Source organism: Tabrizicola sp. T74, from assembly GCF_057219935.1.
The window spans coordinates 454,305-467,781 of the sequence record NZ_JBXVVT010000003.1 but is presented as its reverse complement, the minus strand read 5'-3'; the positions used below and the strand labels follow the sequence as shown (position 1 = coordinate 467,781).

Below are 13,477 nucleotides of genomic sequence, written 5' to 3'. Positions count from 1 at the left end.
TTCATGTTCAGACCGCTTGCGTTGATTGTCCTTGTTCTTGCAACGATGATCCTGTCCCCGTCCTCGCAAGCGCGCGCGCAAGAGGGTCAGGCCTGGCTCCAGGTCGAGGCGCACCCGGACCTCGAAACCGCGCTGGACCGTGCCCGCGCCTATGCGGCCGAGTTTCCCGAGACAACGGCCTTCCGCCTGACATCCGGCTGGTATGGCATCGCCCTTGGCCCCTACCCGGCCGACGAGGCCGCGCTCCGTCTCGGCGCCCTGAAACGCGACGGGCAGGTCCCGTCGGACAGCTTCATCGACGACGGCGCGCGCTATGGCGACCAGATCTTCCCCGATGGTGGCACGGCTCTTGTGCCGGAACCGGCGACCGACCTTGCCGCAGACGTGGCCGCCGTGGTCGAGGCTCCGGAACCGCAGCCTGTTGCGGTCCCCGACGAAGACCGCCAAGAGGCCCGCGACAGCGAAGCGCTTCTGACCCGTGAGGAACGCCAAGACCTGCAGACCGCGCTCCAGTGGTTCGGCTACTACCCCAGCGCCATTGACGGCGCTTTCGGCCCCGGCACCCGCACCGCCATGACCGCATGGCAACAGGCGCAGGGCATGGTCGAGCCCACCGGCATCCTGACCAGCCGCCAGCGCGCAGCCCTGCTCGACGCCTGGAAGGGCGAGCTTGCCGCTTTCGGCTTCACCGAGATCACGGAAGTCGAATCCGGCATCACCGTCACACTGCCGCTTGGCCTGGTGGAGTTCGACCACTACGAGCCCCCCTTCGTCCACTACCGCGCCAAGACCGCCGACGCGCCCCGTATCGTCCTGATCTCGCAGCCCGGCGACCAGGCCGCGCTTTATGGCCTGTACGACGTGCTGCAGACGCTCGAATCCGTGCCGCTCGACGGCCCCCGTGACCGCGACGACCGCAGCTTCCGCATCCGCGGCACCTCGCCCAAGGCTGACACCACGGTCTTTGCCCAACTGAAGGGCAACCGGATCAAGGGCTGGATGCTGATCTCCACCCCCGGCAACGAAGGCCGCGACGCCCGCATCATCAAGGTCATCCAGGACAGCTTCTCGCCCGATGGCGATGGCGTGCTCGACCCCGGCATGGCGGTGATGGCGGCCGAAACCCGCTCCGGCCTCCTTGCCGGGCTCGAGGTGCGCAAGCCCCGCCTCAGCCGCACCGGCTTTTTCGTCACAGCCCAGGGGGCCGTCCTGACCACGGTCGAGGCCGTCGACCAATGCGCCCGCGTCACCATCGACCGCGGGACCGAGGCGACCGTCACCCTGGCCGACAAGGCCAGCGGTCTAGCGCTTCTGACCCCCAAGACCGCGCTTGCCCCCCGCGCGGTGGCAGGCTTCGTCACCGCCCCGGCCCGCCCGGGGGCCGAGGTCGCAGTGCCCGGCTACTCCTACGAAGACCGCCTGCCAGCCCCAGTCATCACCTTCGGCACGCTCGAAGACCTGACCGGCCTGAACGGCGAGACCTCGCTCAACCGCCTTGCCCTGCAGACCCTGCCCGGCGATGCCGGTGGCCCGGTCCTTGACCCATCAGGCAGCGTCCTCGGCATGCTCCTGCCCGCCCAGCCGCAGGGCGGCAAGATGATGCCTCCGGGGGTCGCCTTCGCGCTGTCGGCGGCGGAGCTTTCGCGCCTCTTGAGCCCCACGGGCGTGACCCCGACTGCAACCACCTCGACCGCGCCCCTTGACCCGGCCAGCCTGGCCGAACGCGCCACGGGAATGACGGCGCTGGTCTCCTGCTGGGACTAGCGCCGCCAGAAGCTTGGCAGCACCAGAACCAGGATCGCCAGCAGGCCCAAGCGGCCAAGCAGCATGCACAAAGTCATGATCGCGATGGCCCCGGGCGGGAAGTCGATGAAGGTGCCGGTCCGCTCCACCAGGGGGCCAAATCCGTAGCCGATGTTGCCAAGCGCCGTCCAGACCGCGAACAGGGCCGACACGCTGTCGACGCCCAAAAGCGTCATCGCCACGGTCATCGTGCCCAGGATCAGGATATAGCTCGATACGAACATCACCAGCGCGTTCAGCACGTCCTCGCCCACGCCCCGCCCGTCATAGCGCACCGGGTCCACCGTCGAGGGGTTGCCGATCCGCCGCACCTCGCGCTTCAGGACAGCAATGACCAGCTGCACCCGGAACACCGACAGCCCCGCCGCCGATGACCCGGAACAGGCGCCAATGACCCCGATCACGAAGGCCACGACCAGCATGAACCCGCCCCAGACCGGGAAACTCCCGGAAAAGAACCCGGTCGAGGACATGATCGAGGTCAGGTTGAACAGCGCCTCGCGGAACACCGGCTCGATCGGGTCGCCCGTCGTCCATACCCGCCAGATCGTGACGGACAGGACGGCATAGGCCAGCCAGCGCAGATAGGCACGCACCTGGCTGTCCTGCCACAGGGGGACAGCCGAGCCGTTCACCAGCTGCACGTAACGGATGTAAGGCAGGCTTCCCAGGATCATGAACAGGGCGCCGGCATACTCGCCCGCGCCGGTGTACTTGTTGAAGGACACGTCCGCCGGGAAGAACCCGCCGGTGGCAATCGTCGCAAAGCCGCCCACCACGGCGTCCAGCGTCTCCATGCCGATCGCCGCATAAGTGGCAACGCAGGCCAGCGTCAGCGCGGAATAGACGAACAACAATTGCCGCGCGATATCGGTCGCCCGCGGCAGCGCCTTGCCGAAGGTGTCGAACCCCTCGGTCCGGAAGAACTGCATACCGCCGACGCGCATCAAGGGCAGGAAGATCATCGCGATGAAGGCGATCCCCAGCCCCCCCAGCCAGTTCAGCATGCCCCGCCACAGGTTCATGCCCGCTGGCAACGTATCGAGCCCGTAGATGACCGTCGCGCCCGTCGTGGTGATGCCCGATACAGCCTCGAAATAGGCGTCGAGCAGCGACAGCCCCGGTGCTCCGATCCAGAACGGCAGTGCCCCGAAGAACGGCACCAGGAACCAGATACCCGCCGTCAGAAGATAGGCCTGCCGCGTGTCCAGCGCCTGTCCCAGCGCATTGCCGGTCGACAAGGTCAGCGCCGCCCCCACCACACCCGTCAGCGCGGCCGAGGCGAGGAAGTCATAGCCGTTCGCCAGCCCCGCCCGCCAGTCGATAATGGCAGGGGCCAGCATCAGGATCGCCAGAACGATCAGGATGCGACCGATGACATAGGCGACGGGGCGGAAGTCAACCATGGTCGGGCATGGCTACGCGGCCCCGCGCCTTTGGTCAATCCACCTGTCAGCGCGCGTGGATCAGGCTCTGGAACAGGCGCGGGTCCAGGCTCTCGCCCGCGAAGGTCTCGCCCTCGGTCAAGACGCTGATCGCGTCATGGCTGTGGAGGCTTTCCTGGTGGCTGGCCAGCACCCGGAAATCGCCCACGCGCGGATCCGCCCGCAGCGCCTCGCAGAACAGCCGCGCCGCGTCCTCGACGAAGATCGGATTGGCCGCGTTCAACTCGGCAAAGGCCTGCTCGTCCTCGCGCTTGACCATCACTTGCGTCTCGGTCACCACCGCGCCGCGCGCCAGGTCGACCAGGTCCTCGATTGCCATGTCGCCGGTCAGCACCACCGACAGCCGCGCGACCGACCGCTGCGAATGCGGCGTGGCCAGCTGGCCGCGCGTCATCCGCGCATGTTCCGACAGTTCCAGACTGCACGGGCAGGTCGAGCTGTAGACATAGTCCAGATGGGCAATCCGCTTGCGGACCCCCGCCACCTCGACCAGTTCCAGCGCGATGTCGTAATACTGCCAGCCCGAAAGCCCCGACCGCAGCGACTGCAGCTGCATCGGGAACGACAACCGCATCTGGATGCGCGCATCGAAGGCCCCGAGGTCCGCCTTGTAGTCGTCCAGCGCCGCCTCAATCACGCCGAAGGAAAACGCGCGTTCGGCATGGGCATAGAACGACCGCATGATGCGGCTCATGTTGATGCCCTTCTGCTCGGCCTCCAGGCTGACGGTGCCGGTGACGCTGGTTTCCAGCACCAGAGGCGCGCCGTCGCGGGTGGCATAGCGGATCGGCAGGCGGAAGTTCGAGATGCCGACATGCTGGATCCGCGCCTTCGCACCCCGGATCAGGCTTGCCGGGCCATTCTGCAGGTCCGGCAGCGTGGCGCGATAGGCGGCATCCGCCTTGAAGCCCTGCGGGTACTCGCGCGACAAGGCCGGATAGCCCTGGCCCGGCACCAGCCAGCCCACCGCCGAATCCAGGCGCGAGATCTCTTCGTCCGACGATTTGCCTGCCCACCGCCGCAGCACGGCAAGCGCCGCTTCGGCTTCCTCACGCGTCGGAAGCCGGTCGATCTCGGGGGTATGGATGTTCATTTGGGCAGGTCCTTTCGGTTCGGGCGGGCCAGTTGGCCAAGCCGTCAATTTCCGGATTGTTTACGCTGTGGCACCGCCAACGGATCACCCTGGTCCGAGGCAGGCCCCCATCAGATAGTCATTTCGCCGCAGTACGCAAGCCTTGGTTTCGACCCTGTAGCGCCAATGCGCGACGAACCGGTGACGGCCCGCGCCACCGGCCACTGCCAGAACGGCTCAGTTCCGCCCCAGCGCCTGCGCCAGGTCGGCGATCAGGTCGTCGGCGTCCTCCAGCCCCACCGACAGCCGGATCAGGCCAGGGGTGATCCCCAGCGAATCCTTCTGGTCCTGCGGTAGTCGCTGGTGCGTCGTCGTCGCAGGGTGCGTCGCAATGGTCTTGGCGTCGCCCAGGTTGTTGGAAATCTTGACGATCCCCAAGGCGTTCATGAAGCGAAACGCTGCTTCTTTCCCTCCCGCTACTTCGAAGGTCACCAGCGTGCCGCCATTGCCCATCTGCGCCATCGCCAGGTCATGCTGGGGGTGCGAGGCGAGCCCCGGATAGATCACCCGGCCGACCTGGCTCCACCCCGCCAGCGTCTCGGCGATCTTCAGGGCCGAGGCGGCAGAGGCCCGCACCCGCAGGTCCAGCGTCGCCATCCCGTTCAGCATGATCCAGGCCGTGAAGGGCGACATCGAGCCGCCGGTGTGCTTCATGTAGGGTTCCAGGGTCTTGCGAATGAACTCTCGGCTGGCACAGACCACGCCCCCCAGCGCCCGGCCCTGCCCGTCAATGTGCTTGGTCGTCGAATAGACCACCACATCCGCCCCCTGATTGACCGCACGGGAATAGATCGGCGTCGCAAAGACGTTGTCGCAGATCACCAGCGCTCCCGCCGCATGGGCGATCTCGCTGACCCCGCGGATATCCACCAGCTCCAGCGTCGGGTTCGACATCGATTCGAAGAACACCGCCTTCGTCCCCGGCGTGACCGCGCGCCGCCACTGGTCCAGGTCCGCGCCATCCACGAAGGTGACCTTCACCCCGAACTTCTGCAGCACCTCTTCCAGCACATAGAGGCAGGACCCGAACAGCGCGCGCGAGCTCACCACATGGTCCCCCGCCCGCACCAGCGACATCAGCGCGCCTGAAACGGCAGCCATGCCGCTGGCCGTGGCGAAGGCATCCTCTGTCCCCTCCAGCGCGGCGATGCGTTCCTCGAACATCCGCGTCGTCGGGTTGCCATAGCGGGCATAGATGAACTCATCCTCCCCCGCCTTCACGAACCGCGCCTCGGCCGCCTCGGCATCGGGATAGACAAAGCCCTGCGTCAGGAAGATCGCCTCGGCCATCTCGCCATACTGGCTGCGGCGGCTGCCCTCGTGCACCAGCTGCGTGCGTGTCTTCCAGTCCTTCGTCATCTTCGGGCCCCCGGCCAACAAAAAGCCCCGGACAACCAAAGGTGCCGGGGCCATGCCCTTCACCTCTTTAGCGGCTTGTTTAACGTGGCCCGCAATCCGGTAACAAAGCGCCACGGGCGCCTGAATACGCCCGCCGCCTGGCGTGGTCAACCCGCCACAGCCAGCCAATGTCATGCACCCGTCACCCGGCCGTCATGCCACCGTTGCGGCAACGCAGCATGACGTCGCAAAAGAGCAGCAGTGCAGTGCAGGCCATGACCGACGATCCCCGTCCGATCCGTGCCGATGCAACCAGCCAGGGCGTGATCCTCGACCAGATCAGGCTGGCCCGCAAGCTTGACGCCCTGCCCGCCGAGGCTCCGGTCGTCGTGATGATCCACGGCTGGCGCTATGCCCCCGGCTTTGCCCGCGATTGCCCGCACGGCTCGATCCTGTCGCTTGATCCCGCACCCGCCGACCGCCGTGCGGTAAGCTGGCCCCGCCACCTTGGCCTCGATGGTCGCCAGGGCCTGGGCATCGCTCTTGGCTGGAACGCGAAATGCGACCCGTGGCGCGCAAACCACAGGGCCCACCGCACCGGCGCGGCTCTGGCAAGGATTGCGCGCCTGGTTCACGACCTGTCCGGCCGCCCAGTCCAGATCATCGCCCATTCCATGGGCGCCCGAGTGGCGCTCGCCGCACTTCCTCTCCTCGATCCCGGCCAGATCAGCCGGATGATCCTTCTTGCCGCCGCCGAGACGCGGGGCCGTACCCTGGCCGCACTGGCCACTCGCGCGGGACGGGCTGTCGAAGTCATCAACGTCACCACCCGGGAAAACGACCTGTTCGATGCGTGCTTCGAATGGGGCATCCACCTTGGCCTGCGCACGTGCATCGGCCAGGGACTTGGTCAGGAGCGGCCCGGCTGGCACGATCTCTGGATCGACCAGCCCCGCACACTGGCCGGGCTTGCTGCGCTTGGCCACCCGATGTCCGATCCGCCGCGCCGGATCTGTCACTGGTCGCCCTATCTGCGGCCCGGCACCATCGCGCTCTATCGCGCGCTGATCGACGGTCGTCTCTCAGCCGCAGACCTGCCCTGTCAGCGCCCCGGCCGCCGCTGGTCGCGCCTGATCCTCGGGCCGCGCGGCATGGGGCTTGACCAGGGCCTTCCGGCGGCCTGACCTATCCCCAGCGCACCCTTGATTTTCCCCACCGCCTGAAGGACGCTTCGCACACTTCACCGCACCCCTTTGCGAAAGCCGCCATGCGCCGTTTCCTGTTCGTCCTTGCGACCCTGGCCCCCGTCCTTCCCGCCAGCGTCCTTCCCGCCAGCGCGCAGACCTGCGACGACCGCACCGCCGATTTCGAAACCCAGATCACGCTCTGCGACCAGGCCTATGCCACAGCCGACAGCGCCGACAGCGCCGCGATGGCGCTGGCGATGAAGGGCGAGGCGCAGCGGATGCTCGGTCGGCTGGAAGACGCCTCGGCCACGCTGCAGCAGGCCATCGGCCTGTCGCCCGCCAATGCCTGGATCTGGGTCGAGCTTGGCAATGTCCGCTATGACCAGGGCGATACCGCCGGGGCGCTGGCGCATTACTCCGCCGCGCTGGCATCCGAAGACTATATCTCGGCCTGGGCCAACCGGGCCGAGACCTGGTGGCAGTTTCGCGAGGGCCAGCGCTGTTCCGACGATGCTGACCAGGCGCTGCGGCTCGACCCGCAATACGCCTATGCGCATGAAATCAAGGGCCGCTGCCTGATCGACCTTGGCCGCGCCGAAGAGGCGCTTGGCTACTTCGATACCGCCATCTCTCTGGCCCCCGGCTACCAGAACGCCTACCGCAACAAGCTGGCCGCCCTTGCCGCGCTAGGCCGCCATGAAGACCTCGTCGCCGTCGCGGATGAGGCCCTGCGCCCCGGCGTGGTGCCCGACAGCAATCCGGTGATCGAGGAAGATATCCTCTCGCGCCGCCTGCTGGCGCTTGGCGAATACGCTGCACCCGCTACGGTCGCCGCCGAGGCAGCGGCGCTCCTGCAGCGCTATCCGCAAAGCCTTGCCGCCGCGAACGTCCAGGCCCGCGCGCTTCTCGCCGAAGGCAAGGCGGCCGAGGCCGACCAGGCCAGCCAGGGCCTGCGCCAGAACCCCGACGGCCTGCGGATGGAGGCGGCCTACCACGACACCCTCGCCCGGATCGACGCAGCGCTGGGGCGGATGGATGCGGCCTATGCCAATTACGAGGCGGCGCTCGGGCTCGACCCCGGCCTGTCGAAATCCTATGCCCGCAAGCTGTCGGAACTGGGATTCCTGCCGCTGTCCAACGCGCCCTCGGGCGTGCTGACGGCACTGCGGCGCTGCATGGACGTCAAGAAAGCGGCCTGCGTCCTGCCGGACTGACGCCCCAGAACGACAAGCAGAAAACGACAAGGGCGCCTCGCGGCGCCCTTGCCAAATGTCTTTGGGGGATAAGGCCTTGGTATTAAACTCTTTACACCAGGCTCAGCCGGGCCGATCTCAGGCCTTGTGGCCGTTGTCGTCCAGGTTGATCACAGTCAGCACCATCGCCCGCAGCACGGTGTGGCCGATGATCGGCAGCACCGCCCAGAACAGCAGCCAATGCGAGGCATCGACAGCGCGGATCATGGTTTCGTTCATCAGCAGGAAGGCGAAGTTGTAGACGACCATCATCTTGGTCAGGTTCGGCAGGTGGTCGCGCATCTCGGCATCCGGCCAGAAGCTGGCAGCGGTGGAGGTGCGCCCGTTCAGCACGTCCTGCAGGAAGATGCCGCCGATCACCACGTAGAACAGGCTCTGCATGCGCTGGCACCACAGCGGGTCATCGACCGCCGCCAAAACCAGAAGCGGCAGGCCCGCGAAGGCCAGGGCGAAGGCAACCGCCTGGGTCGCCGAGTAGCGGGTCAGAAGCCGCTTCACCATACCCTCGAAGCCCATCGCGATCCGGACGGCCAGCGCCGCCAGGAAGGCCGTGGCGAAGGCCTGGCCGGAGAATTCAGGTCCGAAGGCCACCGACAGGACCGGATAGCTGACCAACAGCACCGCGCCCGGCAGGTACATCGACCGCGACAGGGGCGGCATGTCCTGGAACAGGCTCAGGAACAGGCGGACAAGATCCAGGGGCGTGCGGTACATCGGTGAACTCCTCAAGCTCACCGTCTGGTCTAAAGGTGCTTCAAGGCAGGTCTGGGGCAGAACCCGGCCGCTTGCGGGGCATTCCTGTGCTGATTGTCAGGTTTTGTCTTCGGGCTCTTCGATAATGTAGCGCTGCAGCGCCATGAACTGCAGCATCAGGAACAGAAACAGCGCAGCAGGCATCGCGAAGGTCTCAAGCTTCACCCAAAGCTCGGTCGTCTGGGTGCGCCAGATCACCTCGTTGGCCACTGCCAGCGCCGCGAACATCAGCGCAAGGCGGCGGGTCAGGATCATCCAACCCTCTGGTTTCATGGGCAAAGCTTCCGCCATCACCCATTGCAGCAGGCTTTTGCCGCGCGCCAACCCGATCCCCAGGATCACCGCAAACGTGCCGTAGACGATCGTCGTCTTCATCTTGAAGAACCGCTCGTCATTGAACCACGCCGTCAGCCCGCCAAAGACCAGGACCATCACGCCGACGAAGATCTGCATCCTGCTGATTGTGCCCGTCAACAACCATAGCGCGAAGATTGAGGCGAGAAGCAGCGGCACCAGGATCAGGGCTGCCACAATGAAGCCGGAATAGTCCGTCCCGGCCCAGGTATAGGTCTCATCCTTGATCCGCATATAGATCAGAAAGAACAGAATCGTCGGCCCCAGCTCCAGCGCCTGCTTGAGAATCGGGTTGATCTTGCGTTCGGCCATTATCCTGCCCATTCCATGATGACTGCCCCGCCTGCGATCAGCGCCATCAGCCCCGCCCGCACCGGCCCCACCTTCTCGCCCAGAACCAGCCAGCCGATCAAGGCGGCAAACACCGTGCTCGTCTCGCGCAGGACCGCCGCCTCGCCGACTTTGTCCAGCCGGGTGGCCAGCATGATCGAGCCGAAGCTGAAATAAGCGACGAAGGCGCCCAGCACACCCCGCTTCATCAGGGGAACGATCTCGGCAGCAGGAAGCCGCCGCCAGCGGCGATGCGTGACCACCGGGATGAAGATCCCGTCCAGCATGAAGAACCAGGCAAGGAAGGTGAACGGGTCCGCCGTCGCCCGGATGCCATAGGCGTCATAGGTGGTGTAGGTCGCCACCATCGCCCCTGTTGCGACCGCCAGCCACAGCGCGGGCACCATCGTCGCCCGGTCCACGGTCACGGTCCGCAGGTTCCAGACCGCCAGCCCCAGGATGCCGCCCACCAACAGCGCCAGCCCCGCCCATTGCCCGGGCGCGAAGGTCTCGCCAAAGACGATCCCAGCCCCGATCACCGTGAAGAACGGCCCCGTGCCCCGCACCACCGGGTAGACCACGGTGAAGGCCCCGCGCGAGTAGGTCATCGCCTGCAGAACCTTGTAGACCGCATGGATCACGAAGGCGCCCGCGAAGATCGGCCACATGTGGGGTTCCGGCCAGGGCACCACGAACAGCGCAAACGGCACCGCGATCACCCCGTAACTGACGTCGATCGCCGCCCGCGAAAGCCATGGATCATGCCGCCCCTTCTGCAGCGCGCCGAAGAGAGCATGCAGAACGGCGGCCAGCAGCGCGAGCGCCAAGGCAAGGTCATGCCCGGCAGGCGTGCCTTCGACCGACCGCAGGAACTCGTTCAAGGGGTCAGTCCGGGCTGCCAGTCTACAACAAGCACTGCCCCGGCAAGAAGACGTGCCAGCGCTTCGGGACTTGCCGGGTCGTCGGCCAAGGCCAGAAGCCCAAGCTGTGCTGCGCCAATGCCGTCCTCCGAACTAAAGCCAAGCGTCACTTGCCCCCGGCCCTGCGGCAGTGCTGAAATCAGTTCCCCAAGTTCTTCCCTGCTTTCGCCAAGCAGACTCGCCTCGGGTAGCGCAGCAGCCAAGTCTCGCAGGGCCTCACGCGCTGCGTCGACCGCTTCATTTGCGGACGCCCCAGGCATCAGAAGCTCGCCTGCCGCCTCCATCACGGGGCGAAGGCTGCGTCCATCGGACCTCCAGGTCAGATCAAGGACGGTCAGGCCTGAGGTCATTAACGAAACAGATGTCAGCCTGGTCCTCGTCGTGGCGCCGTCAAGACGAACTTCCGTTCCGCCGGACAATGCCAGATATCCGCGAAAGCTGTTCTGAAGGTGATTGCCTTCAAGCTGCGCCACCTCAAGGTACAAGTCCACTGTTTGCAGCCGCAGCAAATCCCGTAGCCAGCCCGGCATTTCCCGGTTGTTCAGCGCCGGGGCCACCCGCAGCCCCTCCGCCTCGACCTCCAGCGCGATCAGCCCGCCGCCGAGCGCCTCGCCCCGCAACCGCAGCGTCTCGGCACTTACCCGCAGCGCATCGCCCGAAGACCGCGCCCCGTCGAGCACACACCAGCCATCCCGCGGGACCGCCGGGGGCACCACAAGGTTACCACCCACCGCCGCCGCTACCAGCTCGGTAAGGTCCTTGCACTCTGCCGGGGCCGTCTCTGCCCCGACCGGCCCCGCCAGTACCGCCAATGCCAGTCCGACCTTAAAGCGCGTCCACATGCGTCCACCCCACATCCAGCACCACCCCCTGCAACAACGGTGCCGCCTCGGTCAGCGTCTCGGGCACCCCCGTCACCGCATAGCCCCCGAACCGCACTGGCCCGATCCCGGGTTCAGCCCGCAAGGACAGGACCAGATCGCCCGAGGGGTTCGGCAGTTCGTCGATCAGCGCGGCCAGCGCCGTCTTGCTGGCGTCAGAGAAACTCGTCCCAGGCAGCGCGGCCACGCCAGCCTGCAAATCCGACCGGAACGCCTCGGCCGCCGCGTCCATGTCGCCCTCATAGGGCAGGACGTCCGGGCCGAACGGCATCAGCACATACCACTCGAACAGCCCATGCGTGGTGATCCGCGCGTCAAACTCGGTCAGTGCGAAACTCGTGGCTGACATCTGCATCGCGCCCTCCGTGGACAAATCCACCCCCGTCACCCGGGCCGAGGCCTCGACAAGATTCTCGCCCGGAAAATCGATGCTCAGCCCCTCCAGCCGCAGCTCTCGGGCCGAAGGGTTCCAGACCAGCGACAGCTCGGCATCAATCGCATTCGGCCGGGACTGGGCCTTGAACAGCCAGTCCATCTGCGGGTTGCCGGTCTGCACGACCAACCGCAGCCCCTCGACCTCGACCTGCAACCCCTCGGGCAACCCCGAGCCATCGGCGATCCAACCCAGAGCCGCGCCACGGACCTTCAGCCGGTCGATATGCACATCCGGCGTGTACTGTCCGGGATTGTCCAAGACCGGGCTGACCGCGACACACCAGTCGCCCTCCTGCGCCACAGCCGCGACACGGACTTCGGCAAAAGTCTGCAGCCCTGCGGCAACCCGGTCCCAGACGGCCTTGCACAGGACATCGCCCACCAACCCCTCCGCGGCAGCCGGACTGGCCAGCACCAGCGAAACGAGGCCCGCCCGGATCATGCCTCGGCCCCCACCAGCGCCTTCGCGAACTCCTCCGGATCGAAGGGTGCCAGGTCGTCGATCTGCTCGCCCACCCCGATCGCATGGATCGGCAGCCCGAACTTGTCGGCCAGCGCCACCAGCACGCCCCCTTTCGCCGTCCCGTCCAGCTTGGTCATTACCAGCCCGGAGACATCCGCGATCTTGCGGAAGATATCGACTTGCGTCACCGCGTTCTGGCCCGTCGTCGCATCCAGCACCAGAAGCGTGTTGTGCGGCGCAGTCGGGTCGACCTTGCGGATGACCCGCACGATCTTCGCCAGTTCCTCCATCAGGTCCTGCCGGTTCTGCAGCCGCCCCGCCGTGTCGATCATCAACAGGTCCGCGCCCTCGGCCCGCGCCTTGGTCAGCGCGTCAAAGGCCAGGCTGGCCGGGTCCGACCCTTCCGGTGCCGTCAGCACCGGCACCCCGGCCCGATTGCCCCAGATCTGCAGCTGCTCCACCGCCGCCGCACGGAACGTATCGCCCGCCGCGATCACCACCTTCTTCCCCGCCGCCTTGAACTGGGACGCAAGCTTGCCAATCGTCGTCGTCTTGCCCGACCCGTTGACGCCCACCACCAGCACGACCTGAGGTTTCTGCGGATAAAGCGGCATCGGCCGCGCCACCGGCTCCATGATCCGCGCCACTTCGCTGGCCAAGGCCGAGCGCAACTCCCGCGTCGAAATCTTCCGCCCGAACCGCCCTTCCGCGATGTTCGCCGTCACCCGCACCGCCGTGTCGACGCCCATGTCCGCCTGGATGAGCAGTTCCTCCAGGCTTTCCAGCATCGCATCGTCCAGCACGCGCCGAGGCTCCTCGACCGCCGCCCCGCGCCCGAAGAGCCGCCCCAGAAAGCCGGGCTTCGCCGGTTCAGGCGCCTCCTCAAAGATGGCGGCACGTCCCCGATCCACCGGCGCAGGGTCTTCCGGCAGCGGCAAGTCGGGTTCGGGAAGATCAGGCTGCGGGGCCTCGGGAACCTCCGGCTCGGGCAGTTCCGGCACCGGCGGCTCGGGCACTTCCGGCACCCGTTCCGGCACTTCGCGGACCGGATCCTTCGGCCCGTCCGCCCCCTCGGACACCAGCGCCTCCAGCCCCTCGCCGATCTTGTCGGACGACCGGAACATCCGCTCCTTGAGCTTCTTGAAGAACGACATCGGCAGGCTCTCCGGGCTGTTTCCCTTCA

General features: G+C 66.7%; 12 protein-coding genes and 1 riboswitch. Of the genes, 3 read left to right on the top strand and 9 right to left on the bottom strand.

Going from position 1 to position 13,477, the window contains the following annotated elements; all coding sequences use genetic code 11:
- Nucleotides 1-3: 3 nt before the first annotated feature.
- On the top strand, nucleotides 4-1,764 hold the full coding sequence (locus AC2EAL_RS11785; protein ID WP_484724407.1) for a serine protease: 1,761 nt from the start codon (nucleotides 4-6) through the stop codon (nucleotides 1,762-1,764).
- Here the strand turns inward: AC2EAL_RS11785 and AC2EAL_RS11780 are convergent.
- The 3 genes from AC2EAL_RS11780 to metZ all read right to left on the bottom strand — a co-directional run bounded on the left by AC2EAL_RS11780 (nucleotide 1,761) and on the right by metZ (nucleotide 5,739).
- Complete coding sequence (locus AC2EAL_RS11780; protein WP_484724406.1) at nucleotides 1,761-3,209, bottom strand: TrkH family potassium uptake protein; 1,449 nt, start codon at nucleotides 3,207-3,209, stop codon at nucleotides 1,761-1,763. The genes AC2EAL_RS11785 and AC2EAL_RS11780 overlap by 4 nt on opposite strands.
- A gap of 46 nt (nucleotides 3,210-3,255) precedes the next feature.
- Entirely contained in the window at nucleotides 3,256-4,341 is a 1,086-nt protein-coding gene (gene folE2, locus AC2EAL_RS11775; RefSeq protein ID WP_484724405.1) for a GTP cyclohydrolase FolE2, read from the bottom strand.
- A gap of 216 nt (nucleotides 4,342-4,557) precedes the next feature.
- Nucleotides 4,558-5,739, bottom strand: coding sequence for an O-succinylhomoserine sulfhydrylase (gene metZ, locus AC2EAL_RS11770; RefSeq protein ID WP_484724404.1), 1,182 nt, complete (start codon nucleotides 5,737-5,739; stop codon nucleotides 4,558-4,560).
- Between the two features lie 46 nt (nucleotides 5,740-5,785).
- Nucleotides 5,786-5,863: riboswitch (SAM riboswitch) on the bottom strand.
- Between the two features lie 130 nt (nucleotides 5,864-5,993).
- Here metZ and AC2EAL_RS11765 point away from each other — a divergent pair.
- Both AC2EAL_RS11765 and AC2EAL_RS11760 read left to right on the top strand, forming a co-directional pair.
- Nucleotides 5,994-6,902, top strand: a complete 909-nt coding sequence (locus tag AC2EAL_RS11765; protein ID WP_484724403.1) for an alpha/beta fold hydrolase — start codon at nucleotides 5,994-5,996, stop codon at nucleotides 6,900-6,902.
- A gap of 83 nt (nucleotides 6,903-6,985) precedes the next feature.
- The gene (locus AC2EAL_RS11760) at nucleotides 6,986-8,119 is read left to right on the top strand and encodes a tetratricopeptide repeat protein (RefSeq protein ID WP_484724402.1); all 1,134 of its coding nucleotides are present in this window, start codon (nucleotides 6,986-6,988) and stop codon (nucleotides 8,117-8,119) included.
- A 117-nt stretch (nucleotides 8,120-8,236) separates the two neighbouring features.
- Here the strand turns inward: AC2EAL_RS11760 and AC2EAL_RS11755 are convergent, their stop codons facing one another.
- The 6 genes from AC2EAL_RS11755 to ftsY all read right to left on the bottom strand — a co-directional run bounded on the left by AC2EAL_RS11755 (nucleotide 8,237) and on the right by ftsY (nucleotide 13,448).
- A complete protein-coding gene (locus AC2EAL_RS11755) occupies nucleotides 8,237-8,872 on the bottom strand; it encodes a hypothetical protein (protein ID WP_484724401.1) in 636 nt (211 codons plus the stop codon).
- Between the two features lie 96 nt (nucleotides 8,873-8,968).
- Nucleotides 8,969-9,577, bottom strand: coding sequence for an inner membrane-spanning protein YciB (locus tag AC2EAL_RS11750; protein ID WP_484724400.1), 609 nt, complete (start codon nucleotides 9,575-9,577; stop codon nucleotides 8,969-8,971).
- A complete protein-coding gene (locus tag AC2EAL_RS11745) occupies nucleotides 9,577-10,476 on the bottom strand; it encodes an EamA family transporter (RefSeq protein ID WP_484724399.1) in 900 nt (299 codons plus the stop codon). Before AC2EAL_RS11745 ends, AC2EAL_RS11750 begins: the two co-directional genes overlap by 1 nt.
- Nucleotides 10,473-11,357 carry a hypothetical protein gene (locus AC2EAL_RS11740; protein ID WP_484724398.1) on the bottom strand — a complete coding sequence of 295 codons (885 nt, stop codon included), beginning with the start codon at nucleotides 11,355-11,357 and terminating at the stop codon, nucleotides 10,473-10,475. The genes AC2EAL_RS11745 and AC2EAL_RS11740 overlap by 4 nt, the downstream gene beginning before the upstream one ends.
- A complete protein-coding gene (locus tag AC2EAL_RS11735) occupies nucleotides 11,341-12,273 on the bottom strand; it encodes a hypothetical protein (protein WP_484724397.1) in 933 nt (310 codons plus the stop codon). The genes AC2EAL_RS11740 and AC2EAL_RS11735 overlap by 17 nt, the downstream gene beginning before the upstream one ends.
- Nucleotides 12,270-13,448 (bottom strand): signal recognition particle-docking protein FtsY, encoded by a 1,179-nt coding sequence (gene ftsY / locus AC2EAL_RS11730; protein ID WP_484724479.1) that lies wholly within the window; start codon nucleotides 13,446-13,448, stop codon nucleotides 12,270-12,272. The genes AC2EAL_RS11735 and ftsY overlap by 4 nt, the downstream gene beginning before the upstream one ends.
- Between the last annotated feature and the right edge of the window lie 29 nt (nucleotides 13,449-13,477).

Excerpts from the sequence above, each read along its gene's own strand:
- AC2EAL_RS11785 (WP_484724407.1), top strand. The coding sequence starts at position 4 with ATGTTCAGACCGCTTGCGTTGATTGTCCTTGTTCTTGCAACGATGATC.
- AC2EAL_RS11780 (WP_484724406.1), bottom strand. The coding sequence starts at position 3,209 with ATGGTTGACTTCCGCCCCGTCGCCTATGTCATCGGTCGCATCCTGATC.
- folE2 (WP_484724405.1), bottom strand. The coding sequence starts at position 4,341 with ATGAACATCCATACCCCCGAGATCGACCGGCTTCCGACGCGTGAGGAA.
- metZ (WP_484724404.1), bottom strand. The coding sequence starts at position 5,739 with ATGACGAAGGACTGGAAGACACGCACGCAGCTGGTGCACGAGGGCAGC.
- AC2EAL_RS11765 (WP_484724403.1), top strand. The coding sequence starts at position 5,994 with ATGACCGACGATCCCCGTCCGATCCGTGCCGATGCAACCAGCCAGGGC.
- AC2EAL_RS11760 (WP_484724402.1), top strand. The coding sequence starts at position 6,986 with ATGCGCCGTTTCCTGTTCGTCCTTGCGACCCTGGCCCCCGTCCTTCCC.
- AC2EAL_RS11755 (WP_484724401.1), bottom strand. The coding sequence starts at position 8,872 with ATGTACCGCACGCCCCTGGATCTTGTCCGCCTGTTCCTGAGCCTGTTC.
- AC2EAL_RS11750 (WP_484724400.1), bottom strand. The coding sequence starts at position 9,577 with ATGGCCGAACGCAAGATCAACCCGATTCTCAAGCAGGCGCTGGAGCTG.
- AC2EAL_RS11740 (WP_484724398.1), bottom strand. The coding sequence starts at position 11,357 with ATGTGGACGCGCTTTAAGGTCGGACTGGCATTGGCGGTACTGGCGGGG.
- AC2EAL_RS11735 (WP_484724397.1), bottom strand. The coding sequence starts at position 12,273 with ATGATCCGGGCGGGCCTCGTTTCGCTGGTGCTGGCCAGTCCGGCTGCC.
- ftsY (WP_484724479.1), bottom strand. The coding sequence starts at position 13,448 with ATGTCGTTCTTCAAGAAGCTCAAGGAGCGGATGTTCCGGTCGTCCGAC.